At 65.0% G+C, this 24022-nt stretch carries 18 protein-coding genes; 14 read left to right on the forward strand and 4 right to left on the reverse strand.

The genetic code is table 11. The features are described from left to right. Positions 1–7: 7 nt before the first annotated feature. From N436_RS05115 to N436_RS05175, 13 genes are all read left to right on the forward strand, one after another. Positions 8–1444 carry a TolC family outer membrane protein gene (locus tag N436_RS05115; RefSeq protein WP_110740537.1) on the forward strand — a complete coding sequence of 479 codons (1437 nt, stop codon included), beginning with the start codon at positions 8–10 and terminating at the stop codon, positions 1442–1444. Continuing rightward, complete coding sequence (locus tag N436_RS05120) at positions 1441–3609, forward strand: type I secretion system permease/ATPase (protein WP_110740538.1); 2169 nt, start codon at positions 1441–1443, stop codon at positions 3607–3609. Before N436_RS05115 ends, N436_RS05120 begins: the two co-directional genes overlap by 4 nt. Continuing rightward, positions 3606–4790 (forward strand): HlyD family type I secretion periplasmic adaptor subunit, encoded by a 1185-nt coding sequence (locus N436_RS05125; protein WP_105945674.1) that lies wholly within the window; start codon positions 3606–3608, stop codon positions 4788–4790. The genes N436_RS05120 and N436_RS05125 overlap by 4 nt, the downstream gene beginning before the upstream one ends. 193 nt (positions 4791–4983) lie before the next feature. Beyond that, complete coding sequence (locus tag N436_RS05130; protein ID WP_105945673.1) at positions 4984–5883, forward strand: chemotaxis protein; 900 nt, start codon at positions 4984–4986, stop codon at positions 5881–5883. 88 nt (positions 5884–5971) lie between these two features. After that, positions 5972–6283 (forward strand): hypothetical protein, encoded by a 312-nt coding sequence (locus N436_RS05135; RefSeq protein ID WP_105945672.1) that lies wholly within the window; start codon positions 5972–5974, stop codon positions 6281–6283. Beyond that, the gene (locus N436_RS05140; RefSeq protein WP_110740539.1) at positions 6280–7014 is read left to right on the forward strand and encodes a YkgJ family cysteine cluster protein; all 735 of its coding nucleotides are present in this window, start codon (positions 6280–6282) and stop codon (positions 7012–7014) included. Before N436_RS05135 ends, N436_RS05140 begins: the two co-directional genes overlap by 4 nt. A gap of 278 nt (positions 7015–7292) precedes the next feature. After that, the gene (locus tag N436_RS05145) at positions 7293–8456 is read left to right on the forward strand and encodes an efflux RND transporter periplasmic adaptor subunit (protein ID WP_105945670.1); all 1164 of its coding nucleotides are present in this window, start codon (positions 7293–7295) and stop codon (positions 8454–8456) included. Next, positions 8453–11545 (forward strand): multidrug efflux RND transporter permease subunit, encoded by a 3093-nt coding sequence (locus N436_RS05150; RefSeq protein ID WP_105945669.1) that lies wholly within the window; start codon positions 8453–8455, stop codon positions 11543–11545. The genes N436_RS05145 and N436_RS05150 overlap by 4 nt, the downstream gene beginning before the upstream one ends. Positions 11546–11554: 9 nt before the next feature. Further along, the gene (locus N436_RS05155; protein WP_012270545.1) at positions 11555–12229 is read left to right on the forward strand and encodes a heavy metal response regulator transcription factor; all 675 of its coding nucleotides are present in this window, start codon (positions 11555–11557) and stop codon (positions 12227–12229) included. Next, positions 12204–13592, forward strand: coding sequence for a heavy metal sensor histidine kinase (locus tag N436_RS05160; RefSeq protein WP_110740540.1), 1389 nt, complete (start codon positions 12204–12206; stop codon positions 13590–13592). The genes N436_RS05155 and N436_RS05160 overlap by 26 nt, the downstream gene beginning before the upstream one ends. A gap of 309 nt (positions 13593–13901) precedes the next feature. Then, positions 13902–14126, forward strand: a complete 225-nt coding sequence (locus N436_RS05165; protein ID WP_110740541.1) for a hypothetical protein — start codon at positions 13902–13904, stop codon at positions 14124–14126. A 205-nt stretch (positions 14127–14331) separates the two neighbouring features. Then, entirely contained in the window at positions 14332–15666 is a 1335-nt protein-coding gene (locus N436_RS05170; protein ID WP_105945666.1) for an OprD family porin, read from the forward strand. A gap of 224 nt (positions 15667–15890) precedes the next feature. Beyond that, on the forward strand, positions 15891–17381 hold the full coding sequence (locus tag N436_RS05175) for a sensor domain-containing diguanylate cyclase (RefSeq protein WP_105945665.1): 1491 nt from the start codon (positions 15891–15893) through the stop codon (positions 17379–17381). On the opposite strand, the gene N436_RS05180 is transcribed toward N436_RS05175, so the two are convergent. Next, complete coding sequence (locus N436_RS05180; protein ID WP_019099750.1) at positions 17378–17854, reverse strand: PA2169 family four-helix-bundle protein; 477 nt, start codon at positions 17852–17854, stop codon at positions 17378–17380. The two genes, N436_RS05175 and N436_RS05180, sit on opposite strands and share 4 nt — an antisense overlap. A gap of 203 nt (positions 17855–18057) precedes the next feature. Here N436_RS05180 and N436_RS05185 point away from each other — a divergent pair, with 203 nt between their 5' ends. Next, complete coding sequence (locus tag N436_RS05185; protein ID WP_016713256.1) at positions 18058–18279, forward strand: DUF3820 family protein; 222 nt, start codon at positions 18058–18060, stop codon at positions 18277–18279. Positions 18280–18400: 121 nt separating this feature from the next. Here N436_RS05185 and N436_RS05190 read toward each other — a convergent pair whose 3' ends face one another. The 3 genes from N436_RS05190 to ptsP are packed head-to-tail and all read right to left on the reverse strand — an operon-like array spanning position 18401 to position 23937. Beyond that, on the reverse strand, positions 18401–20140 hold the full coding sequence (locus N436_RS05190; RefSeq protein ID WP_110740542.1) for a PTS fructose-like transporter subunit IIB: 1740 nt from the start codon (positions 20138–20140) through the stop codon (positions 18401–18403). After that, the gene (pfkB, locus tag N436_RS05195; protein WP_110740543.1) at positions 20137–21084 is read right to left on the reverse strand and encodes a 1-phosphofructokinase; all 948 of its coding nucleotides are present in this window, start codon (positions 21082–21084) and stop codon (positions 20137–20139) included. The genes N436_RS05190 and pfkB overlap by 4 nt, the downstream gene beginning before the upstream one ends. After that, the gene (gene ptsP, locus N436_RS05200; RefSeq protein ID WP_110740544.1) at positions 21085–23937 is read right to left on the reverse strand and encodes a phosphoenolpyruvate--protein phosphotransferase; all 2853 of its coding nucleotides are present in this window, start codon (positions 23935–23937) and stop codon (positions 21085–21087) included. Positions 23938–24022 lie beyond the last annotated feature (85 nt).

The raw sequence follows: 24022 nt of genomic DNA on the forward strand, positions 1-24022 counted from the left end.
GAACTATGTGAAGCGAAGCAGTCCGCTGTCACCGCTGTTGCTGGGCGCCTTCGGGCTCCTGGTGCTGAACTTCCACCCGGCCGCCCAGGCAGCCGACGACATCGACCCACAACTGCGCCAGATCGGGCCATCGCTGCTACGCGATGCGCCCGAAGCGTTGCCCGCCCGCCCCGCTATCGGCATGGCCCCGGTGGCCAGTGGCGAGCGCCTGGGGCTGACCGACGCGGTGCTGCAAGCCGCGCAATGGCACCCCAGCATCGCCGAAGCCATCGGCAACCTGTACAAGCAAGGTGAAGGCATCAACGTCGCCCGTGCGGGGTATTACCCGCAGATTTCCGGCGGTATCCGCACCGGTTATGACACCGGTTACGGCGGTGACCGCAACAGCCAGGCACTGAACCTGTCGCTCAAGCAGATGCTCTACGACTTCGGCAAGGTCGACAATGCCGTCAGCGCGGCCCAGGCCGCCGCCGCCCGTGCCCAGGCCAACATCCTGCTGGTGGTCGACGAGCTGGCCCGCGACACGGCCTACGCCTGGATCGAAACCCGCCGCTACGAACAACTGATGACCATCGCCCGCGACCAGATTCGCGGGGTCGGCGACATTGCCGGCATGGCCCGCCAGCGCAGCGACATGGGCGCCAGCACCCGCTCCGACGTGGTGCAAGCCGAGTCCCGCGTGGAAAGCGCCCGCGCCACGCTGGAGGAATACCAGTCGCAATACGAACGCTGGCGTTCCACCCTGGCGGCCCTGATGGGGCGCGTTACCCCGCCAGCGCTGACCGAGCAAGCACCGCCCGAGCTGAACCAGGCCTGCAAGCGGCCCTCGCAGGGCGATGACCGCCTGCCCGCCGTGCTGATGGCCCTGGCCCAGCGCGCCCAAGGCCAGGCCGAACTGGCCCAGGCCAAGGCCGAAGCCTACCCGACTCTGTCGTTGCAACCCCAGGTCAACCACTACCTGGACGACGACTACAACCGCGACAACGCACGCCTGGACCGCACCCAGGCCGGCATCTACCTGAACGTCGAAGTGCCCATCTACCAGGGCGGCGCCATCAGCGCCCGCACCCGCGCTGCCGGCCATGCGCTGACCGCCGCCGACTCCGCCGAGGATGCGGCACGCCTGCAGGCGCGTCGCGGCCTGGCCGAGGCCATGGCGCAAACCTCCGGGCTGGGGCGCCGGCTGACGTCCCTGGAGGCGCGCCAGGTCAGCATCCAGGAGGCGCGCATGCTGTATGGCCGGCAATACCTGGACCTGGGCACGCGGCCCCTGCTCGACCTGCTCAACGCCGAGCAGGAGATCTACCAGTCACGCTTCGAACTCGCCGGCACCCGCTCCGACCTGCTACGCCTGGATGTCGACTGCCTGTACAACACCGGCGCCCTGCGCACGGCCTTTGGCCTTGAGGGGCGCAACCTGCAAGGGGTGGAGATCCAGCCATGACCGATTCCATCAATGTGACCCTGCCCAACCAGGCGCCCGCTGCTGCCCCCGAAGCGGCTCACCGGCCAGACCTTGGGCCATGGCTGGAGGTGATGCTGCAGGTGGCGCACCACTACCGCCTGGACGTGTCGCCACAACGCATCCGCCTGGCCGCCGTCGAGGACGCCCGCCCGCTGGACGAAATCCTCCGCCACATGGCGCGCCAGGCTGGCCTGGCCCTGCGCTTCGTACGCTTCGATGCCAAGGGCTTGCGGCAATGGCGCACCCCGTTGGTGCTGGAGCTGGACGATGGCCAGCTGGCGGTGGTCGAGTCGGTCACTGAAAAGGACGACCTGGCGGTGGTGTTTGCCGGCGACCAGGGCCTGACCACACGCCTGCCGCGTGACAGCCTCAAAGGCCGCATCAACCGTGTTGCCCTGCTGCGCCCGGCGCGGCCGCTGCGCGACGTGCGCACCGACGACTACACCGCGCCCTACGACCGCCACTGGTTCGCCCGCATCGTGCTGCGCGACCTGCGCCCGTATGGGCAAGTGATGGTCGCCTCGCTGGTGGCTAACGTCCTGGCCCTTGCGGGGGTGCTGTTCTCGATGCAGGTGTATGACCGGGTAATCCCGGCCGAATCGCTGCCCACCCTGTACGTGCTGTTTGGCGGTGTGGTGCTGGCGTTGGTGTTCGACTTCAGCATGCGCCTGCTGCGCCTGAAGGTGACCGACCTGCTCGGCAAGCGCGCCGACCTGCGGGTGAGCGACCTGGTCTACGGGCATGCGTTGCGCCTGCGCAACTCGGTGCGGCCGAAGTCCACAGGGTCGTTCATCTCGCAACTACGCGAGCTGGAATCGATCCGCGACCTCATCACCTCCAGCACGGCCACGGTATTGGCCGACCTGCCGTTCTTCCTGCTGTTCCTGCTGGTGTTCTGGCTGATCGGCGGCGTGCTGGTGTTCATCCCGCTGGCCGCACTGCTGGCCATGGTAGTGCCCGGAGTGCTGGCACAGCGGCGCCTGGCGCGGCTGGCCAACGCCTCCATGCGCGAGTCGGCGCTGCGCAACGCCATGCTGGTGGAAAGCATCCAGGGCCTGGACGAAATCAAGGCACTGCAAGCCGAAGCGCGCTTCGAGCGGCAATGGAACCAGTACAACGCGGCCTGCGCCCACACCAACCTGCGCCTGCGCACCCTCACCAATGGTCTGGTGACCTGGACGCAGAACGTACAGGGCGCCGTGTTTGCCGTGGTCATCGTGATCGGCGCGCCCATGGTGATCGCCGGCGACCTCACCACCGGTAGCCTGGTGGCGGCGTCGATGCTGTCGTCGCGGATGATGGCACCGCTGGCGCAACTGACCCATGTACTGACCCGCTGGCAACAGGCCAAGGTGGCCCTCCAAGGGCTGGACAAACTGATGCAGTCCCCGGTCGACCACCCCGAAAGCGAGGCCCGCGTACACCTGCCGGCCATCCGTGGCGAGTACCGCCTGCGCCAGGCCAACTTCCGCTACAGCGAAGAATCGCCCCCAGTACTGAATATCGGCCAATTGGACATTCAACCGGGCGAGCGTATCGCCGTGCTCGGGCGCAACGGTGCCGGCAAGTCGACCCTGCTGCAAGCCCTGGGCGGGGCCATGGACCTGGTGCAAGGCGAAGTCAGCCTGGACGGCATCGCCCTGGCCCACCTCGACCCCGCAGACCTGCGCCGTGACGTCGGCCTGCTGCCGCAATACGCGCGCCTGTTCCACGGCACACTGCGGGAAAACCTCACCCTCGGTGCCGGCCAGGCCAGCGACCAGGAACTGGTTGCCGCGCTGGCGGCCACTGGCGCACTGGACTTCGTGCGCCGCCTGCCCAAGGGCATGGACCACCTGATTCTGGAAGGTGGCCTGGGTTTATCGGGCGGGCAGCGCCAGGCCCTGGTGCTGTCGCGCCTGCTGGTGCGCCAGCCACAGGTTTTGCTGCTGGACGAACCCACCGCCTCGCTGGACGACATGACCGAGCGCAAGCTGCTGGATAACCTGGAGCGTTTCTGCCAGGGCCGCACTCTGGTGATCGCCACCCATCGCCTGAGCGTACTGCAACGGGTCGACCGCATCCTGGTGCTCGACGGCGGGCGCATTGTCATCGATGACACGCGCGATGCCGCGCTGGCCAAACTGCAAGGAGCCCAGGCATGAGCAACCATGAACTCCCGGCCTCCTACCTGGATGGGCAGGACGACCAGGCGGTGTTCCGCGCCGGACGTATCATCACGATTTGTGCATTGATGCTGGCCGCGTTCCTGGCCTGGGCCGCCTGGTTCGAGGTGACCGAGGTGTCCACCGGCACTGGCAAAGTGATCCCCAGTTCGCGGGAGCAGGTGATCCAGTCGTTCGAGGGCGGCATCGTGGCGCAGATGAGCGTGGCCGAAGGCGACCTGGTCGAGCGCGGCCAGGTGCTGGCCCAGCTCGACCCGACCAAGACCGCCTCCAGCGTTGGCGAAAGTGAAGCCAAGTACCGCGCCGCCAAAGCCAGCCAGGCCCGCCTGCAGGCGGAGGTGACCGGCAAGCCGCTGACCTTCCCCGACAGCCTGCGCGACTCACCCGAGCTGATCGACGCCGAAACCGCGTTGTACCAGACCCGCCGTCGCGGCCTGGAGCAAACCCTGGCGGGCATCCAGGACTCACTGCAACTGGTGCGCAGCGAACTGAAGATCACCGAAAACCTGGCCAAGATGGGCGCTTCCAGCCGGGTAGAAGTGATCCGCCTTAACCGCCAGCGTTCAGAGCTTGAACTGAAAGCCAACGAAGCCCGCTCCGACTACCTGGTGCGGGCCCGGGAAGAACTGGCCAAAGCCAGCGCCGAGGCCGACAGCCTGTCGGAAGTGATCCGCGGGCGCAGCGACTCGCTTACCCGCCTGACGTTGCGTTCGCCAGTGCGCGGCATCGTCAAGGACATCGAGGTCAATACCCTGGGTGGCGTGGTGCAGCCCGGGGGCCAGGTGATGAAGATCGTGCCGATGGACGAACGCCTGCTGATCGAAACCCGCATCGCCCCGCGCGATATTGCCTTCATCCACCCGGACCAGGCGGCCAAGGTCAAGATCAGTGCCTATGACTATTCGGTGTACGGCGGGCTGGATGGCAAGGTGGTGGGCATTTCGCCGGACACCTTGCAGGATGAAGTGAAGCCCGAGATCTACTACTACCGGGTGTTCATCCGTACCGAGCAGGACAGCTTGCAGAACAAGGCCGGCAAGCACTTTGCAATTGTACCGGGGATGGTGGCCACGGTGGATATCCGCACCGGGGAGAAGACCATTCTGGATTACCTGATCAAGCCGCTGAACCGGGCCAAGGAGGCCCTGCGCGAACGGTAGCTGGCCCAGGGCCGCTTTGCGGCCCAATCGCCGGCAAGCCAACTCCCACCTCGACCGCATGCTCTTCAAGCCTTATGCAGTACCTGTGGGAGCTGGCTTGCCGGCGATTGGGCCAGAACAGGCTATACATCCCTAAAGCCCAGCCCGAACAGGCCGATAACCGGTTATCCCCTGTTCCCCACCGAAGGTCACCATGGCCACGCAAAATGCCCGCGCGGACTCGCTGTCCCTGCTGCTGTTCACCCTGCGCAGCGGCAAGCTGATGGCAATCAACCTGCTCAAGGTCAGCGAGATCATCCCCTGCCCGCCGCTGACCAAGCTGCCCGAGGCGCACCCCCACGTAAAAGGCGTGGCAACCCTGCGCGGCCATTCGCTGTCGGTCATCGACCTGTCCCGCGCCATTGGCGAGCGGCCCCTTGCCGACCCGGACGGCGGGTGCCTGATCGTCACCGAGATCAGCCGGTCGCGCCAAGGCCTGCATGTGCAGGCGGTCAGCCGCATCGTGCATTGCCTGAGCACCGACATCAAACCGCCGCCCTTTGGTTCAGGCAACCGCTCGTTCATCACCGGCGTAACCCGGGTGGACAACACCCTGGTGCAGGTGCTGGACATCGAAAAGGTCATCCATGCCATCGCCCCACCGGTGGCCGAACCGCCCCATGGCACCTTGAGCGAAGAAGACGCCAGCCTGCTGGCCGCCGCCAATATCCTGGTGGTGGACGACAGCCAGGTAGCCCTGCAGCAGTCGGTGCACACCCTGCGTAACCTGGGCATCGAATGCCACACCGCGCGCAGCGCCAAAGACGCCATTAACGTGTTGCTGGAACTGCAGGGTACGCCGCAGGAGATCAACATCATCGTCTCCGACATCGAAATGAGCGAAATGGACGGCTACGCCTTCACCCGCACCCTGCGCGAAACGCCCGACTTCCAGCACCTTTACGTGCTGCTGCACACCTCGCTGGACAGCGCCATGAGCAGCGAAAAGGCAACCCAGGCCGGGGCCAACGCCATCCTTACCAAGTTCTCCTCACCGGAGCTGACCGATTGTCTGGTGGTGGCCGCGCGTACCGTGGTGTTCACCGAGCGCTGATATATTCAGCGACAACTTCCCCGGCTTGCCGCCGGGGGTGAGTCGGGCATAATTCGCGCCCCTCGTAAGAAAACTGCCGGAACCGCGTATGAAGTTCTTCAGCTCCATCCTGATCAGCTGCGCCCTTTTCAGCGGTATCGCACAGGCCTCCAGCAGCCAGGCCTGGAACGAGCAGCGCCAACAGATGCTCAAGGCCTGCCTGGCTGCCAGCCAGTTCAAGGACGCCCACGCCCGTGGCAAGCCCGCCGAGTTCGATGACCAGGTGGGCATGAGCGCCCTGCTGATCGAAGGCGTGTACCCACAGAAGCACATGCAGCAGCGCACCGGCACCGAGTTGTGCCTGTACGATCGCCAGCACCAGCGTGCCTTTGTGAGCGAGTGGAGCCCGGAGGCCAAGTGAGCGACAGCTTGCGATTCGGCTGCACCGGTTGCGGCAAGTGCTGCACGGGCCACCATGTACCGTTGACGCTTGATGAAGCGCGACGCTGGGCGGACGATGCCGGCCAGGTAGTGGTGCTGATCGAGGCGTTCATCACCGACGGTCCCGGCATGCCGGCTGATCAGCGCGAGCATGTACTGCGCCGCTCCCATCCCGTGCACTGCGGCGACGGCGAAGCACGCGTGTCGGTGACCTTTGCCGCCTTCAACCCCGGGCGCTGCCGCAACCTCGACGACAACGACCTTTGCACCATCTACGACCAGCGCCCGCTGGTCTGTCGCATCTACCCGGTGGAAATCAACCCACACATTCCGCTGCGCCCGGACAACAAGGACTGCCCGCCAGAAGCCTGGCAGCAGGGGCCGGAACTGATCCACGGTACGCAACTGGTCGATGCGGAACTGGAAGTGCTGGTGCAAGCCTCGCGGCAGGCCGACCGGGACGACATTGCTGCCAAGGTGGCGGTGTGCCAGGCGCTGGGCATGACCACCAGTGCGCTCAAGGGTAATGGTTTTACTGCTTACCTGCCGGACATGGGGGCGTTTGCCACTGCGCTGGCGCAGGTGCATGGGGATGACGGGGGGCAGTGGACCTTGCATGTTCAGGATGAGGCGCTGGTCGCGAGCTTGCAGGGGCTTGGTTTGCGCACTACCAACGAAACTCCGGTGTGTTACGCGTTCATTGGCTTCTAGCCTGACTCACTGCGAAAAGGCATACACGGTAATTGTGGGAGCGGGCGTGCCCGCGAAGAATACAACGCGGTGGATGGCACCGGCTCTGCCGGTGTTCGCGGGCGCGCCCGCTCCCACAGGGATCGCGCAAACTTTCACACAAGCCAGTGGCGCCCTGACCTTAAGGCCCGAAACTGACAGCGCTGTCAGCCAGCGGTCACGCTGCCGACCCGGTTCGGGGGCTATAAGATTGAGTACAGACTACCGTTCCCTCCCCTCTGGCCAAGGTGCCCGCACCGATGCGACGTCCGTCCCGCTCTGTCATCCTCGCCGCCCTGGCGCTTCTTGTCCTGGTGGTAGCGGGCAGCTGGTATAGCCAGCGCCAGCCTGCACCCGCTGCCCGTGCGCAGGCGGCCATCCCCGTGCGCGTGGTCAGCGTCGCCCAGCAAGACGTGCCGCGCTACGCCAGCGCCATCGGGACAGTTCAGTCGCTGCACAGCGTCGAAGTACGGCCACAAGTCGAGGGGGTACTCACCCAGGTGCTGGTGAAGGAAGGCCAGTGGGTCAAGGAAGGCGACCTGCTCGCCACCCTCGACGACCGCAGCATCCGCGCCAGCCTCGACCAGGCCCGCGCCCAGCTCGGCCAAAGCCAGGCACAAATCCAGGTGGCTGGCGTCGACCTCAAGCGCTACCGCCTGCTCAGCAGCGATGACGGCGTATCCAAGCAAACCCTCGACCAGCAACAGGCGCTGGTCAACCAGTTGCAGGCCACCGTCAAGGGCAACCAGGCCGCCATCGCCAACGCTGAAGTGCAGCTCTCCTACACGCAGATCCGTTCACCGGTTACCGGGCGCGTCGGCATCCGCAATGTCGACCCGGGCAACCTGGTACGCACCAGCGACACCCAAGGCCTGTTCAGTGTCACCCAGATCGACCCCATCGCCGTCGAATTCGCCCTGCCGCAGCAAATGCTGCCAACCCTGCAAAGCCTGCTCAAGGCACCCACCCCGGCGCTGGTGCAGGCCTACATGGACGCCGACGGCGACCGCAGCCTGCTCGGCGAAGGCCACCTGGCACTGATCGACAACCAGATTTCCGGCACCACCGGTACCGTGCGGGTAAAGGCCGAGTTCGACAACAAGGATGGCCACCTGTGGCCGGGCCAACTGGTCACCATCCGCCTGCGCACCGCCGTGGAAGAAAACGCCCTGGTGGTGCCGCCACCGGTGGTGCAGCGCGGCGTCGACGGGCACTTCGTCTACCGCCTGGACGGCGACAAGGTCACCAGCGTGCCGGTGAAGGTGCTGTACCAGGACAGCGGGCTGAACATCATTGCCGGGGTCAAGCCGGGCGAGCGCCTGGTGCTCGATGGCCAATCACGGCTCAAGCCGGGCGCGCGGGTCGAAGTCACGCCTGATGCTCCCGCGCCGTCGGAAATGGCCGACCGCCGGAGCCAGCCATGAACACGCGCAACGGTGTTTCTGCCTGGTGCATCGATCACCCCATCGCCACCCTGCTGTTGACCTTCGCCCTGGTACTGCTGGGGGCCATCGCCTTCCCGCGCTTGCCGGTGGCGCCGTTGCCAGAGGCAGACTTCCCGACCATCCAGGTGACTGCCCAACTGCCCGGCGCCAGCCCGGAAACCATGGCCTCATCGGTGGCCACGCCGCTGGAGGTGCAGTTCAGCGCCATCCCCGGCATGACCCAGATGACCAGCAGCAGCGCGCTGGGCTCGACCACCCTGATCCTGCAGTTCACCCTCGACAAGAACATCGACACTGCCGCCCAGGAAGTGCAGGCGGCGATCAACACCGCCACTGCGCGCCTGCCGCAAGACCTGCCCAACCCGCCAACCTGGCGCAAGGTCAACCCGGCCGACAGCCCGGTGCTGGTGCTGACGGTCAGCTCCGACCAGATGCCCGGCAACGACCTCAGCGACTACACCGAAACCCTGCTGGCCCGCCAGCTGAGCCAGATCGACGGGGTGGGCCTGATCAACATCACCGGCCAGCTGCGCCCGGCAATCCGCGTGCAGGCGCAGCCCGAGAAGCTGGCCGCCATCGGCCTGACCCTGGCCGACCTGCGTCAGGCCATCCAGCAGACCAGCCTGAACCTGGCCAAGGGCGCGCTGTACGGCGAGCACAGCGTGTCGACCATCGCCGCCAACGACCAGCTGTTCCACCCCGAGGACTACGCGCAACTGATCGTCTCGTACCGCGATGGCGCCCCCGTACACCTCAAGGACGTGGCCAAGGTGATCAACGGCGCCGAAAACGCCTACGTCAAAGCCTGGTCCGGCGACCAGCCGGGGCTGAACCTGGTGATCTTCCGCCAGCCCGGGGCCAACATCGTCGATACCGTAGACCGCGTGCTGGCCGCCCTGCCCCGGTTGCAAGAGATGCTGCCAGCCTCGGTCGAAGTGTCGGTGCTGCAGGACCGCACCCAGACCATCCGTGCCTCGCTGCATGAAGTGGAACTGACGCTGATGATCGCCGTGGCCCTGGTGATCGGGGTGATGGCGCTGTTCCTGCGCCAGTGGTCGGCGACCATGGTGGTATCCAGCGTGCTGGGCGTGTCGCTGATCGCCAGCTGCGCGTTGATGTACATCCTCGGTTTCAGCCTGAACAACCTCACCCTGGTGGCCATCGTCATCTCCGTGGGCTTCGTGGTCGACGATGCCATCGTGGTGGTGGAGAACATCCACCGCCACCTGGAGGCCGGCGACGACAGCCGCACGGCGGCGCTCAAGGGCGCCGGGGAAATCGGCTTTACCGTGGTGTCGATCAGTTTCTCGCTGATTGCCGCATTCATCCCGCTGCTGTTCATGGGCGGTGTGGTCGGGCGGCTGTTCAAAGAGTTTGCCCTGACCGCCACGGCCACCATCCTGATTTCGGTGGTGGTTTCGCTGACCCTGGCGCCAACCCTGTGCGCGCTGTTCATGCGCAGCCCACCCGGTGAACACAAGGGCGGCTTTGGCGAACGCCTGGTCGGGTGGTACGAAAAGGGCCTGAACCGCGCCCTCGCCCACCAGCGCCTGACCCTGGGTGTGTTTGGCGTGACCCTGGCGTTGGCGGTGGCCGGCTACGTGGCCATCCCCAAGGGCTTCTTCCCGTTGCAGGACACCGGTTTCATTCTGGGCACCAGCGAAGCAGCGGCGGATGTCTCGTACCCGTCGATGATCGAGAAGCACCAGGCGCTGGCCAAGATCATCGGGGCAGACCCGGCCGTGCGCGCGTTCTCCCATTCGGTGGGCGTTACCGGCAGCAACCAGACCATCGCCAACGGCCGTTTCTGGATCGCCCTCAAGCCACGTGGCGAGCGCGATGTGTCGGCCAGCGAACTGATCGACCGGCTGCGGCCCAAGCTGGCCCAGGTACCGGGCATTGTCCTGTACATGCGCGCCGGCCAGGACATCAACCTCAGCTCCGGCCCGTCCCGCACCCAGTATCAGTACGTGCTCAAGAGCAACGACGGCGAGGCCCTGAACCTGTGGACGCAGCGCCTGACCGACCGGCTGCGGGAAAACCCGGCGTTCCGCGACCTGTCCAACGACCTGCAACTGGGCGCCAGCGTCACCCGCATCGACATCGACCGCCAGGCCGCCGCGCGCTTCGGCCTGACCACCACCGATGTCGACCAGGCCCTGTACGACGCCTTCGGCCAGCGGCAGATCAGCGAATTCCAGACCGACACCAACCAGTACAAGGTGATCCTCGAACTGGATGCGCAGCAGCGTGGCAAGGCCGAGAGCCTCAACTACTTCTACCTGCGCTCGCCGCTGAGCAACGAGATGGTGCCGCTGTCGGCCGTCGCCCACGTGGCGCCGCCCAGCACCGGGCCGCTGTCGATCAGCCACGATGGCCTGTTCCCGGCGGCCAACCTGTCGTTCAACCTGGCCCCCGGCGTGGCCCTGGGCGATGCTGTGAGCATCCTCGACCGCACCCAGCGCGAGCTGGGCATGCCCGACTCCATCAGCGGCAACTTCCAGGGCGCGGCCCAGGCCTTCCAGAGTTCGCTGTCGAGCCAACCGTGGTTGATCCTGGCCGCGCTGGTGGCGGTGTACATCATCCTCGGCGTGCTGTACGAAAGCTTCGTCCACCCACTGACCATCATTTCCACCCTGCCCTCGGCCGGCCTGGGTGCGCTGATATTGCTGTGGGCCATGGGCCAGGACTTCAGCATCATGGGGCTGATCGGCGTGGTGCTGCTGATCGGCATCGTCAAGAAAAACGGCATCCTGCTGATCGACTTTGCCCTGGAAGCCCAGCGTCATCAGGGCCTGACGCCGGAGCAGGCGATTCATCAAGCGTGCCTGACGCGCTTCCGTCCGATCATCATGACCACCCTGGCCGCCTTGCTCGGCGCGGTGCCGCTGATGTTCGGCTTCGGCACCGGCGCCGAGTTGCGTCAGCCACTGGGCATTGCAGTGGTCGGCGGCCTGCTGGTGAGCCAGGCCCTGACGCTGTTCACCACCCCGGTCATATACTTGGCCCTGGAGCGCCTGTTCCACCGCCGCCAGGCTGCCCGAGCGGCAGCGCCAAGTGCCAGCTAGGACAAGACCATGCGTGTGCTGATCATCGAAGACGAAGAAAAAACCGCCGACTACCTGCATCGTGGCCTGAGCGAACAGGGCTTTACCGTGGACCTGGCGCGGGACGGCATCGACGGCCTGCACCTGGCCCTGGAGGGCGATTACGCTGTGATCGTGCTGGATGTGATGCTGCCCGGCCTGGACGGCTATGGCGTGCTGCGCGCCTTGCGCGCGCGCAAGCAGACGCCGGTGATCATGCTGACCGCCCGCGAACGGGTCGAAGACCGCATCCACGGCCTGCGTGAGGGTGCCGACGACTATCTGGGCAAGCCGTTCTCGTTTCTTGAACTGGTCGCCCGTCTTCAGGCCCTTACCCGCCGTAGCAGCAGCCACGAACCGCTCCAGGTGCAGGTGGCAGACCTGTGGATCGACCTGATGGCGCGCAAGGCCACCCGCGCCGGCCAGCGCCTGGACCTGACTGCCAAGGAGTTCTCGCTGCTGAGCGTTCTGGCCCGGCGGCAGGGTGAAATCCTGTCGAAGACGGCGATTGCCGAGCTGGTCTGGGACATCAACTTCGACAGCGATGCCAACGTTGTGGAAGTGGCAATCAAGCGCCTGCGCGCCAAGCTGGACGGGCCTTTCGACAACAAGCTGCTGCACACCATCCGAGGCATGGGCTATGTCCTGGAAAACCGTGCGGGGTAATTCCATCGCCCTGCGCCTGTCGGCGCTGTTCATCCTGGTAGCACTGGGCGTGTTCGTGTTGATCGGCTCGGCACTTTACCGCCAGGTCGACCACAGCCTTGACTTGCTGCCGCAAGCTGAACTGGACGCACGCTTCAGCGTGCTCGAATCCACCCTCAACCGCTTCGGTACGCCAGACCACTGGGCCAAGATCAACAACAAGCTCAACCTGCTGAGCGAAGAAGACAAACGCATCCGCTTCTGGGTGGTCAGCAGCAACCCGGCCTACGAGTACGGCCACCCCAGCGAGCTGGTACGGGCCTTCGCCGAAGGCCCGCAGGGTATGCGCGACCTGCGCCTGCCCGACCGCCCCTACCCTTACAAGGTGCTGGTCAGCGAACTGCCAGCACTGGGCGAGCGGCCACCGCTACGCTTTCTGATCGGCATCGACACCGAAACCTTCTGGCAGGCGCAGCACAGCCTGCTGGTGGCGATTGTCGGTTTGGCAGTGCTTGGCGTACTGCTGGCCTCAGTGCTGGGCTACTGGGTGGCGCGCATTGGCCTGCGCCCGTTGCTGGCGTTGTCCAACGAGGCCCAGGCCCTGGCCCCGCCACGCCTGGACGGGCGCTTGAAGACCCACGCGCTGGCCCCGGAACTGGCGCAGTTTGCCGGCGCCTTCAACGCTGCGCTCGACCGTGTCAGCCAGGCCTACTCGCGGCTGGAAGCCTTCAACGCTGACGTTGCCCATGAACTGCGCTCCCCGCTCACCAACCTGATCGGCCAGACCCAGGTCGCACTCACCCGAGGCCGCAGCGCCGAGCATTATTTCGAAGTGCTGCAATCCAACCTGGAAGAGCTGGAACGCCTGCGCAGCATCATCAACGACATGCTGTTTCTGGCCAGTGCCGACCAGGGCAGCAAGGCCACTGCCCTGACCCAGGCCTCGCTGGCAGAGGAAGTGGCGACCACGCTCGACTACCTGGACTACATCCTCGAAGACGCGCAGGTCAGCGTGAACGTAAGCGGCGATGCCCACGCCCCCATCGAAAAAGCCCAACTGCGCCGGGCGTTGATCAACCTGCTGAACAACGCCGTGCAACATACGGCGCCACACCAGGTGATCCAGGTGCAGATCGATGCCGGGCCGGAGCAGGTCAGCATCGCCGTGAGCAACCCGGGGCCGGCGATTGACGACGAGCACCTGCCGTTGCTGTTCGAGCGCTTCTACCGGGTGGATGCGGCGCGCAGCAACAGTGGCGGGGGTAACCATGGGTTGGGGTTGGCCATCGTCAAGGCGATTGCGCTGATGCATGGGGGGGAGGTGTTCGTGCGCAGCGGGGCTGGGGTCAATACCTTCGGTATCAAGCTGCCAACCCATGGCTGACAGGCGTCACGGTCCCTGTGGGAGCGGCCTTGTGTCGCGAAAGGGTCGCGAAGCGGCCCCAAGTTCTGTGCCATAGCATCAATTGCCGGGGCTGCTCTGCAGCCCTTTCGCGACACAAGGCCGCTCCCACAGAGAACCGCTAAAGCGCTCTAGATTGCGGGTTTGCGCCGAAAGTACTATTGCTTTCTCAGGGATCGTTACCTTTTGCGCAACAGTGCTTATCGCACTTCGCTCTGTTTCCAGTGCACTGAAAGGACTAACTTTACCCCCGTCCTCATTAGCACTTGCACCGCAAGAAGGTAGTTTCAAATGTCCAACAGTATGGGTATTGCCAGCGTCTTCGTTCTGTCTTCCCTGTTGTTGTCGCCCCTGGCCATGGCCGAAGAATCCAGCGCTTTCGTCACCCGTAATGCAGAGCTCGCCGCCGTCCACCAAGAGGCCCGCGACGCTGTGGCTGCAAACAAGTCTGACGCCGCCAAAGACGCAAAACAGACAGCTTCCAAAGCTGCTGTCGATGCCAATGCCGACAGCTGATCAAGCGCTGTTGCTGCTCCCGATTTCCCTTGGCTACGCCATGGGCACCACCGGTGCCGATATGTTAGCCTTTTAAAGCCGCTGCCGATCAGCGGCTTTTTTTATGTGCTTTAACGCTCAGCCCGGCTGTAACGTCTACTTATAAGAAAGACGCACATTCAAAAATAAAAACTGCCCCACCGTCACACCAAAGGAGCTAGTACCGGTGCCTTCCGCGTTTCGTTTTACCCCGCTGTTCATTGCGTTGACTGCAACGATCCCTTTCGCCGCCCAGGCAGATGAAGACAAGGCTGATGGCTTCATCGAAGGGTCGTCCTTCAACCTGCATTTCCGTAATGCCTACTTCAACCGCGACAACCACAACGCCGGCGTGCGCGACACCCGCGAGTGGGGCCAGGGCGCGGTTGCGCGCTTCGAGTCCGGTTACACCCCGGGTGTGGTCGGCTTTGGCCTGGACGCCCATGCCATGCTGGGCCTCAAGCTCGACGGCGGTGGCGGCCATGCCGGCACCAGCATCCTGCCCGAGCACATCAAGGACGACGGCGAGCTGGGCGCTGCCCCGCACTCGTTCTCCACGGCTGGCGCTGCAGTCAAGCTGAAGGCATTCGACACCGAGCTGAAAGCCGGTGACCTGTTCCTCACCAACCCGGTGATCGCTGGCGGCGAAACCCGCATGCTGCCGCAGACCTTCCGTGGCGTGAGCCTGACCAACACCAGCATCGACGGCCTGCTGCTCGAAGGCGGCCAGGTGAGCTTCACCCACCCGTACAACCAGAGCGGCCACCGCCGTATCGACACCTACTACGGCTCGCTGAACGAACACGACAAGAGCAAGCACCTGAACTGGGCCGGCGCGTCGTGGAGCGGTACCGAGAACATCACCGCCAACCTGTACGCCGCCGAACTGAAGGACATCTGGAACCAGTACTACGCTGACTTCGACTACACCTACGTGGTCAACGACCTGGTCAGCCTGAACCCAGGCGTGCACTTCTACCACACCCAGGACACCGGCCAGGCCCTGCTGGGCAAGATCGACAACAACACCTACAGCGTGCACTTCACCGTCAACGCCGGGTTCCACAGCGTCACCGCCGCCTACCAGCGGGTCAACGGCAACACGCCGTTCGACTACATCAACCTGGGCGACAGCGTGTACCTGGACAACTCGCGCATGTACTCGGACTTCAACGCGCCGAACGAGCGTTCGTGGAAGCTGCAGTACGACTATGACTTCGCCGGCGTCGGCGTGCCTGGCCTGACCACCTCGCTGTCGTACTCGCGCGGTGAAGCCGACCTGACCAAGGCGGTGCAGGACACCACGCACTACGACTACTACCGTGAAGATGGCAAGAACGCCATGCACTGGGAACGCGACCTGGACGTGAAGTACGTGTTCCAGGAAGGTGACCTGAAAGACCTGTCGGTGCTGGTGCGCTATGCCACCCACCGTGGTAGCCAGGGTTATGCGTCGATCGACAGCAACAGCGACAACGATGAAGTGCGGGTGATCGTGGATTATCCGCTGAACGTGTTCTGATCCAAGACCGTATGCGAGGGCTTTGCCCTCGCTTCGCCGGCAAGCCAGCTCCCACAGGTACTGCAGCAGCCTCAAAGGTTGCACTGTACCTGTGGGAGCTGGCTTGCCGGCGATGGGCTGCGCAGCAACCCTACGCGTGATTCCGTCGGACAAATCTTGTCCGACAATCCGCGCTTCCCTAGAATGTCGCCGCCGCGAATGGCCCTGCCCACGCAGTAGCGAGCATGCCCACCCGATTACCGCGTTTCGCATTCCTCAGGTCGCACCCCGAGCTGACCCTCAATCTGGGCAGCTGCCTTGCCGTGCTCGCCATCGTCGCCATCGTCAGCTACCTGCTGGCGCGGGAACGCGATAGCGTCGAGCTGTCGGCCATTCGCTCGTCCAACAACATCGTTCAGTTGATCGAAAGCGACATCCTGCGCAACGCCGAACTCTACGATCAGTCCCTGCAGGGCCTGATCTGGGCTGTCGGACGCAAGGAACTGCCGGAAATCCCCGGCCCGCTACGCCAGCGCCTGCTATTCAATGAAGCCTTCGTCGACCGCAAACGCGGTGATGTGCTGTGGCTGGACAAACAAGGCAACGTAGTGGGCGACTCCACCAGCAGCGTGCCGCGCAAGGCCAACTTCGGCGATACCGGGGTGTTCAAGGCGCATCAGAACAACGCCAACCTCGGTTTGCTGGTGGGCCCGCCGTTCAAGGCCAAACTGGGCGACCTGGACTGGTGTATCAGTTTCAGCCGGCGTATCTCTGGCCCCAATGGCGAATTCGCCGGGCTGGCGGCAGGGGCACTGCGCCTGTCGTACTTCAGCGAACTGTTCCAGCGCCTGGACATCGGCGACGACAGCAGCATCAACCTGTTCAATACCGACGGGCAGTTGCTCGCCCGCCAGCCCTCGCGCACGCAAGACCCACTGATCGGCACCAACTATGCCGAGCGGCCCAACTTCAAGCGTATTCTCAGCGAACAGAGTGGCAACTTCACCGCACGCTCCGGGAGCGACGGCAGCTCACGCATCTACACCTTTGCCCGTGTCGCGCAGTTGCCGCTGATCGTACTGGTGGTTCACTCGGCAGACGAGGTGTTCCAGTCGTGGCGACGTACCGCGATTCTGGTCAGCGTCGCTACCGGCGTGCTCTGCGTGGGCATTCTCTGGCTGACCCTGCTGCTGGGCCGCGAACTGCGCCGCCGTCAGGAAGCCGAGCAAGGCCTGGCAACCCTGGCTGCCACCGACAGCCTGACGGGCCTGGCCAACCGTCGCCGCCTGGACCAGGTGCTGCGCCAGGAATGGGCTCGCGCGCAACGCAACCGCAAGCCGCTGGCCGTGCTGATGGTGGATGTGGACCATTTCAAGGCATTCAACCAGCGCCATGGCCATGCCGGTGGCGACCATGCCCTGCGTGAAGTGGCCAAAGCCATCGAAGCGTGCATCCGCCGCCCGGCCGACCTGGCTGCGCGTTATGGTGGGGAGGAGTTTCAGGTGGTGCTGCCGGAAACCGACCTGGCCGGCGCCCGGTTACTGGCGGAACGCATACGCGCCAGCGTCGAGGCGCTAGCGCCGTTTGCCGATGATGCCCACGCGGTGACGGTGAGCATCGGTATCGGCCTGTCCGGCACCCAGCACGACCTGGCCAGGGTACTGGGCGCTGCGGACGAAGCGCTCTACCGGGCCAAGGCCATGGGCCGCAACCGGGTAGAGGGGCCTGAGGCTTAAGAACGGGCGCGGGCAGCGTTGCGCAGGGCCTTGACCTGGTCATGGTTGCGCTGCACGCCTTGCAACTGTTTTTCCACCAGGCTGTAAGTCATGTCGCTGGCGGTGCGGCCCAGTTTCACCAGCTTTTCGCGGGCTTCCTTGTAGGCTTTAAGCGCGTGGTCCTCGCCCCGCTCCACCTCGTTGAGCACCGCTTCTTCATCCTTGCCGGTGACCATCGACTTCAGGTTGACCCAGCCACGGTGCAGGTCGCCGCTGATGCTGGTGGAGGTTTCCGGGTCGCCGCCCAGGCGGCGCACTTCGCTTTGCAGCTCGCCTGCGGCATTGGCGCACTCGCCGGCACGCTGGACGAAAAACGCTTTCAACTCTGGGTTCTTCACATCATCGGCCGAGGTCTTGAAGCCTTTCTCGCCATCCTTGCTGTACTCGATCAGGTCGTTGAGCACATCGATCACGTCTTTGTTGGGGTTACTCATGGTACGAACTCCTTGGCAGGTGATAGTCATCTGTAAGGGAGCAGTGTTCGTGCCAAGCCTTAATCAAAAAATAAATCCATTATTTTCAATGACTTATGTAATTAAGGATGAAGACTGATGAGGGCGTTCTGCATGATTGCCGCTTGGGCGCTCGTGCAGATTGCAGTATGGTCGGCGCTTTTCCACAGCCAGGTGCATCGAAGATGAAGCCGGAAACCCTCGAACTGCTGGTGACCCGGACCATGCCGTTTGGCAAGTATCAGGGACGGATCATTGCCGACCTGCCGGGGGACTACCTGGCGTGGTTTGCGCGCAAGGGCTTTCCGGCGGGGGAGCTGGGTGGGCTGCTGGCGTTGATGCATGAGATCGACCACAACGGGTTGGGTGATCTGTTGGTGCCGCTGCGGCAGAAGCATCGGCGGTGACCTGTGCTGGCCCTATCGCCGGCAAGCCAGCTCCCACAGGATCGCGCTGGCCTCTGGAGCTGCGCTGTACCTGTGGGAGCTGGCTTGCCGGCGATAGGGCCAGTGGAGCCAACCCAGGTCTTTAGCCTTTTACAGGAGCCACCGCCAACTCCACCCGCTCGCTCTTCTTGATCACCGCATACACCACCGCCGTCACCAGGCTACCCGCCACAATCGCCAGCAGGTAAAGCAGTGCATGGTTGATCGCATTGGGAATCAGCAGCACGAACAAGCCGCCATGCGGCGCCATCAGCTTGCAGCCGAAGTACATCGACAGCGCCCCGGTCAATGCGCCACCCACGACACTGGCCGGGATCACCCGTAGCGGGTCTTTGGCTGCGAACGGGATCGCCCCTTCGGAGATGAAGCACAGCCCCAGCGCCAACGCCGCCTTGCCTGCCTCGCGCTCGCTCTGGGCGAACTTGCGCCGGGCCAGGAAAGTGGCGATGCCAAGGCCTATCGGCGGCACCATGCCGGCGGCCATGGTCGCCGCCATCGGTGCGTAGCTCGACGACGCCAGCAACCCCACCGAGAAGGCATAGGCGGCCTTGTTGATCGGCCCGCCAAGGTCGACGCACATCATGCCTCCCAGCAACAGCCCCAACAGGATGGCATTGGTGGTGCCCATGCTGTCGAGGAAGTGCGTAAGCCCTTCGAGCATGGCCGCCACCGGCTGGCCCACCACGTAGATCATCACCAGGCCGGTGAACAGGCTGGCCAGCAGCGGAATGATCAGGATCGGCTTCAGCGCTTCCAGGCTGGTGGGCAGGCGCGCCCAGCGGGCAATGGCCTTGGCGCTGTAACCGGCAAGAAAGCCCGCGACGATGCCACCGATGAAACCGGCCCCCAAGGTGCTGGCCAGCAGGCCACCGATCATGCCCGGCGCAAGCCCCGGGCGGTCGGCGATGGACCAGGCGATGTAGCCCGCCAACAGCGGTACCATCAGCTTGAACGCAGCCTCGCCACCGATCTGCATCAACGCCGCCGGCAAGGTGCCCGGCTCTTTATACGCCTCGATGCCGAACACGAACGACAGGGCAATCAGCAGCCCACCGGCCACCACCATGGGCAGCATGAACGACACCCCGGTCAGCAGGTGCTTGTACACACCGGTCTTCTCGCCCTTTGCCGTACTGGCAGCGGCTACGGCATCGGCGCTGCTTTCCACTTTGGCTTCGGCCAGGGCCTTGTCCAGCGTGGCGCGGGCTTGCTTGAGGGCGATGCCAGTGCCACAACGGTAGATCCGTTTGCCGGCAAACCGCGCAGTGGGCACTTCGATGTCAGCGGCCAGCAGCACCACATCCGCCTCTGCGATGGCCTCGGCAGACAAGGGATTGCGCGCCCCGACCGAACCCTGGGTTTCGACCGTGAGTTGATAGCCCATCTGTTGTGCCGCTTGCTGCAAGGCTTCTGCGGCCATGAATGTGTGCGCGACGCCGGTCGGGCAAGCAGTGACCGCAACGATTCGCGTGACAGCGCTGCCAACAGCGACTGGGGCGTCTGATGCCGCCACCAACGGCTGGGCATTGGCGGCCGCCTCATCGAGGAAGCCTTCACGGTCGGCCAGCGCCTGGGAGGGTGTGCTCTGGTACACGCGCTTGCCGACAAAGCGGGCCAGGTCCACTGCGCCAGTGCTGACTACCAGCACCCAGTCGGCGTCGGCGATCTGTTGCGCACTCAGTTGCCGTTCCGGGTACCCGGCGTCCTGCACTTCGACACTGGTACTCCAGCCACGCCGCTGGGCAGCGGCGGACAACAAGCGTGCGCTCAGCACACTCGACACCTGGCCGTTGGGGCAGGCGGTGACAATGGCAATGTTCATCGGCAACCCTCTTGTTGTTCTGTCAGTTGCACGGCCGCTTCCAGACGCGCCAGTTGCTCGCGGTCACGGATGCCGAAGCCAACCTGGGTGACGGCCTGGGCAGCAATTGCGGTGGCGCGGGCCAACGTCTGCGCAGGCAGCTCGCCCTGCAGCAGGCCATGGACCATGCCGGCTACCAGCGAATCCCCCGCCCCCACCGTGCTGGCGACCCGCACCTTGGGTGGGCAGGCGTGTACGGCCAGATCGCGGGCGAACCAGCTGACACCCTGCTCACCTGCAGACACCACCACATGTTCGACGCCGCTGGCCAGCAGGTGCTCGGCGGCTGCACGTTGCTGCGCCGGGTTATCCACAGCCAGGCCGAGTACCTCGCCCAACTCTTCGGTATTGGGCTTGACCAGCCAAGGCGCGCTTTGCAGGCCCGCACGCAAGGCTTCGCCGCTGCTGTCCAGCGCGACCTTCAGGCCCGATGCCTTCAACTGGTCGAGTAACTGGCGGAACCACTCGGCACTGATGCCACGCGGCAGGCTACCGGCCACCACCACCGCATCATGGCCTGGGGCGACCTGTTTCAGGCGGCGCAGCAGCGCGCTACGCGCCGCCTCATCAACTTCCGGGCCCTGGCCGTTGATGTCGGTGACGCGGCCATCGGCCTCGACCAGCTTGATGTTGCTGCGGGCTTCGCCCGGCACGCGAACAAAGCAGTCGGCAAAACCGCGCCACTGGATCAGCGCTTCGAATGGCTGCAGGTTGTCCTGCCCGAGAAAGCCGCCGACGGTCACGCTGTGCCCCAGGTCGGCCAGTACCTGGGCAACGTTCAGCCCTTTACCCGCTGCATGGCTCTGTTGTACCTGGCTGCGGTTGACTTGCCCCGGGCGCAGGGTGTCCAGGCCGATGGTGATATCCAGCGCCGGGTTCAGGGTGAGGGTGAGGATCTTGGCCATTCAGAAACGCTCCACCAGCGCGCGAACCGCCGCAGCGCTGTCTTGTTGCAGGGCCTCGCGCGCCAGGGCGCGGGCCGTCTGGTGATCGGCCTGGCGAACCAGGGCCTTGACTTCGGCGATGCTGCGCGCAGATACGCTGAGCTCGTCAACGTCCAGCCCCAGCAGCACAGGCACCGCCTGCGGGTCGGCCGCCAACTCGCCGCATACGCCTACCCACTTGCCATGGGCATGGGCGGCGCGCACGGTCATGTCGATCAGGCTGAGCACGGCCGGGTGCAGGCCATCGGCCTGGGCCGAAAGGCTTGGGTGGCCACGGTCGATGGCCAGGGTGTATTGGGTCAGGTCGTTGGTGCCGATGCTGAAGAAGTCCACTTCACGCGCCAGTTGCGGCGCCAGCAAGGCCGCCGAAGGCACTTCGACCATGATGCCCAGTTGCAAGTCGGCCACCGGGGTTTCTGCACGCAAGCGCTCGACCATGGCCCGCGCCTCGCGCCACTCGTGTACCTGGCCAACCATCGGGAACATGATACGCAGCGGGCGATTGTCGGCAGCCTGCAGCAAGGCACGCAGCTGGTCTTCCATGATGTGCGGGCGCTGCAGAGTCAAGCGCACGCCGCGCACGCCAAGGAAAGGGTTTTCTTCGGCGGCGATCGGCCAGTACGGCAGCGGCTTGTCGCCGCCGACATCGAGGGTGCGTACCACCAGCGGGCGCCCGTCCAGGCCATCGAGCACGCGGCGGTACTCGGCTTCCTGGGTCGCCACGTCCGGGGCCTGGGGGTGTGCCATGAAAATCAGTTCGGTGCGTAGCAGGCCGACGCCTTCGGCGCCCTGCTCCACCACCTTGTCGATGCCGTTGCTGTCCCCGATGTTGGCGAACACCTCGACAGCGTGGCCATCGCGGGTCACGGCGGGTTCGAGGCGATTGGCCCACGCGGCCTGCAGGCGTTGCTCGCGGGCATCACGCTCGGCCAGGGCGCGTTGCAATTCTTCTTCCGGCGGCGCCACGTTGACCACGCCGCGTTGGCCATCGAGCAATAGCGGCGTGCCGGGCTCAAGCAGCAGGACCGCTGCCCCCGCACCCACCACTGCAGGAATGCCCAACGCACGGGCGACGATGGCACTGTGGGCAGTGGCGCCTCCTTGAGCGGTGACGATGCCGGCGACCCGGCTTGGGTCCAGCCGCGCCACATCGGACGGGCCGACTTCGGTCATCACCAGTACGTAAGGTTGCTCCGGCTCAACCTGGGCCTGCACACCGCACAATTGCGCCAGCACGCGGCGGCCGATGTCGCGCAGGTCGGCGGCGCGTTCGGCCAGCAAGGCATCGTGCAGCGCCTCTTGCTGACGGGCTGCGGCTTCGATTACCGCCATCCAGGCTGCCGCAGCACTTTCGCCTTGGGCAAGGCGCTGTTCGACATCGTCGGTCAGGGCCGGGTCGGCGAGCATTTCCTGATGGGTGACGAAGATCTCGCCAATGGCTTTGTCGCTGCGCTTCACCAAAGCCTGCAGGTCGCTGTCCACCGCCGCTATGGCCTGACGCAGCTTTTGCCGCTCCAGAGCACTGGATTCGCCACGTAGTGGATAATCGAACTCACGCTCGACACACACATGCGCCGGGCCGCTGGCAATGCCGGGGGCAGCGCCCACGCCCTGGATACGGCTACCGGCCACGGGGGCTTGCAGCACGTCGGCCGCAACGCTGGCAATGGGTGCTTCACGTTGTGCCAGCGGCTCGACCTCTTCGCCCAGACCCTGTTCGATGGCCGCCAGCAGCACCGGCAAGGCATCGGCGGCGATGCCCGGTTCGGCCACCAACTCCAGCGTCTGGCCACGGCGGGCGCCGAGGCTGAGCAGCTTGCTCAGGCTCTTCACCGACACCGCCGGCTGCGCACTGTCGACCACGCGAACGCGGATCTCGCCCTCGAAGCCTTTGGCCAGTTGCGCCAGCACCTTGGCCGGGCGCGCATGCAAGCCATGCGGGTTGGCCAGCACGATGCGCGCACTGGGCCAATCCGCTGGCGCCTCGCCCCCCAGCACTTCCAGTACCGCACGGCTGCTGGTGGCCTGGTAGAGCATTTGCCCACGCCCTTCGATCAGCACTTCGCACAGGCGCTCAAGCAAGGCCTGGTGGGCCGCGCCGAGGCTGGCCAGGCAGAACAGGCCGTTGAGCGGCTGGTCACGGTAACGCAGTGGCTGCTGCGGGGTGATGAAGGCCAGGCCGGGTTGGCGCACCTGACGCTCGCTGTGCAGCCACCACAGGCCCTCGCCCAATGGCAGCGGCTCGGCCTGTTGCAGCACGGCGGCAAAACCGCTGTTAACACAGTCGGCACGCTGCAGCAGGCGGGCACCGCGCCAGGCCAGTTCGTCGAAATCCTCAGCGGGAACGTTCAGGCCGACCAGCTGCGCATCCAGCGCCAGTTCCTGAGGCGCACCTTGCAGCAACTTGAGCAGCGCTTCGGCAGAGCTGGCCCGGCGTAGCGCTTCGGCCAGGTCGGTCTCACCCAGGGCACGGGTGAGCAGCTGCAGCAGGCGCAGGTGTTCATCGGAGCGTGCAGCAATGCCAATGGCCAGGTAGACCCTTTGCCCATCACCCCAGTCTACGCCTTCGGGAAACTGCAACAGGCGCACGCCCGTGGCATGCACCAGATCGCGGGTTTGTGGCGTGCCATGGGGGATGGCGATGCCCTGGCCAAGGAACGTTGAGCCTTGGGCCTCGCGGGCCTGCAGCCCTTGCAGGTAACCCTCGGCGACCAGGCCGTCAGCGACCAGCCGGTCCGCCAGCAGGCACAACGCCTCGGCCTTGTCGGCGGCCGTCTGGCCCATGGCTATCTGCTCCTTGGCGAGCTCGAGCATGACCTTCTCCTTTTGCAGTTCCCGGTCGGGTACTGGAGTATTGTTGTGAAATTCACATGAAGGGCCAGTTCAACAGCCTTGCACA

It is taken from the genome of Pseudomonas sp. RV120224-01b (genome assembly GCF_003208145.1).
Lineage (GTDB): Bacteria > Pseudomonadota > Gammaproteobacteria > Pseudomonadales > Pseudomonadaceae > Aquipseudomonas > Aquipseudomonas monteilii.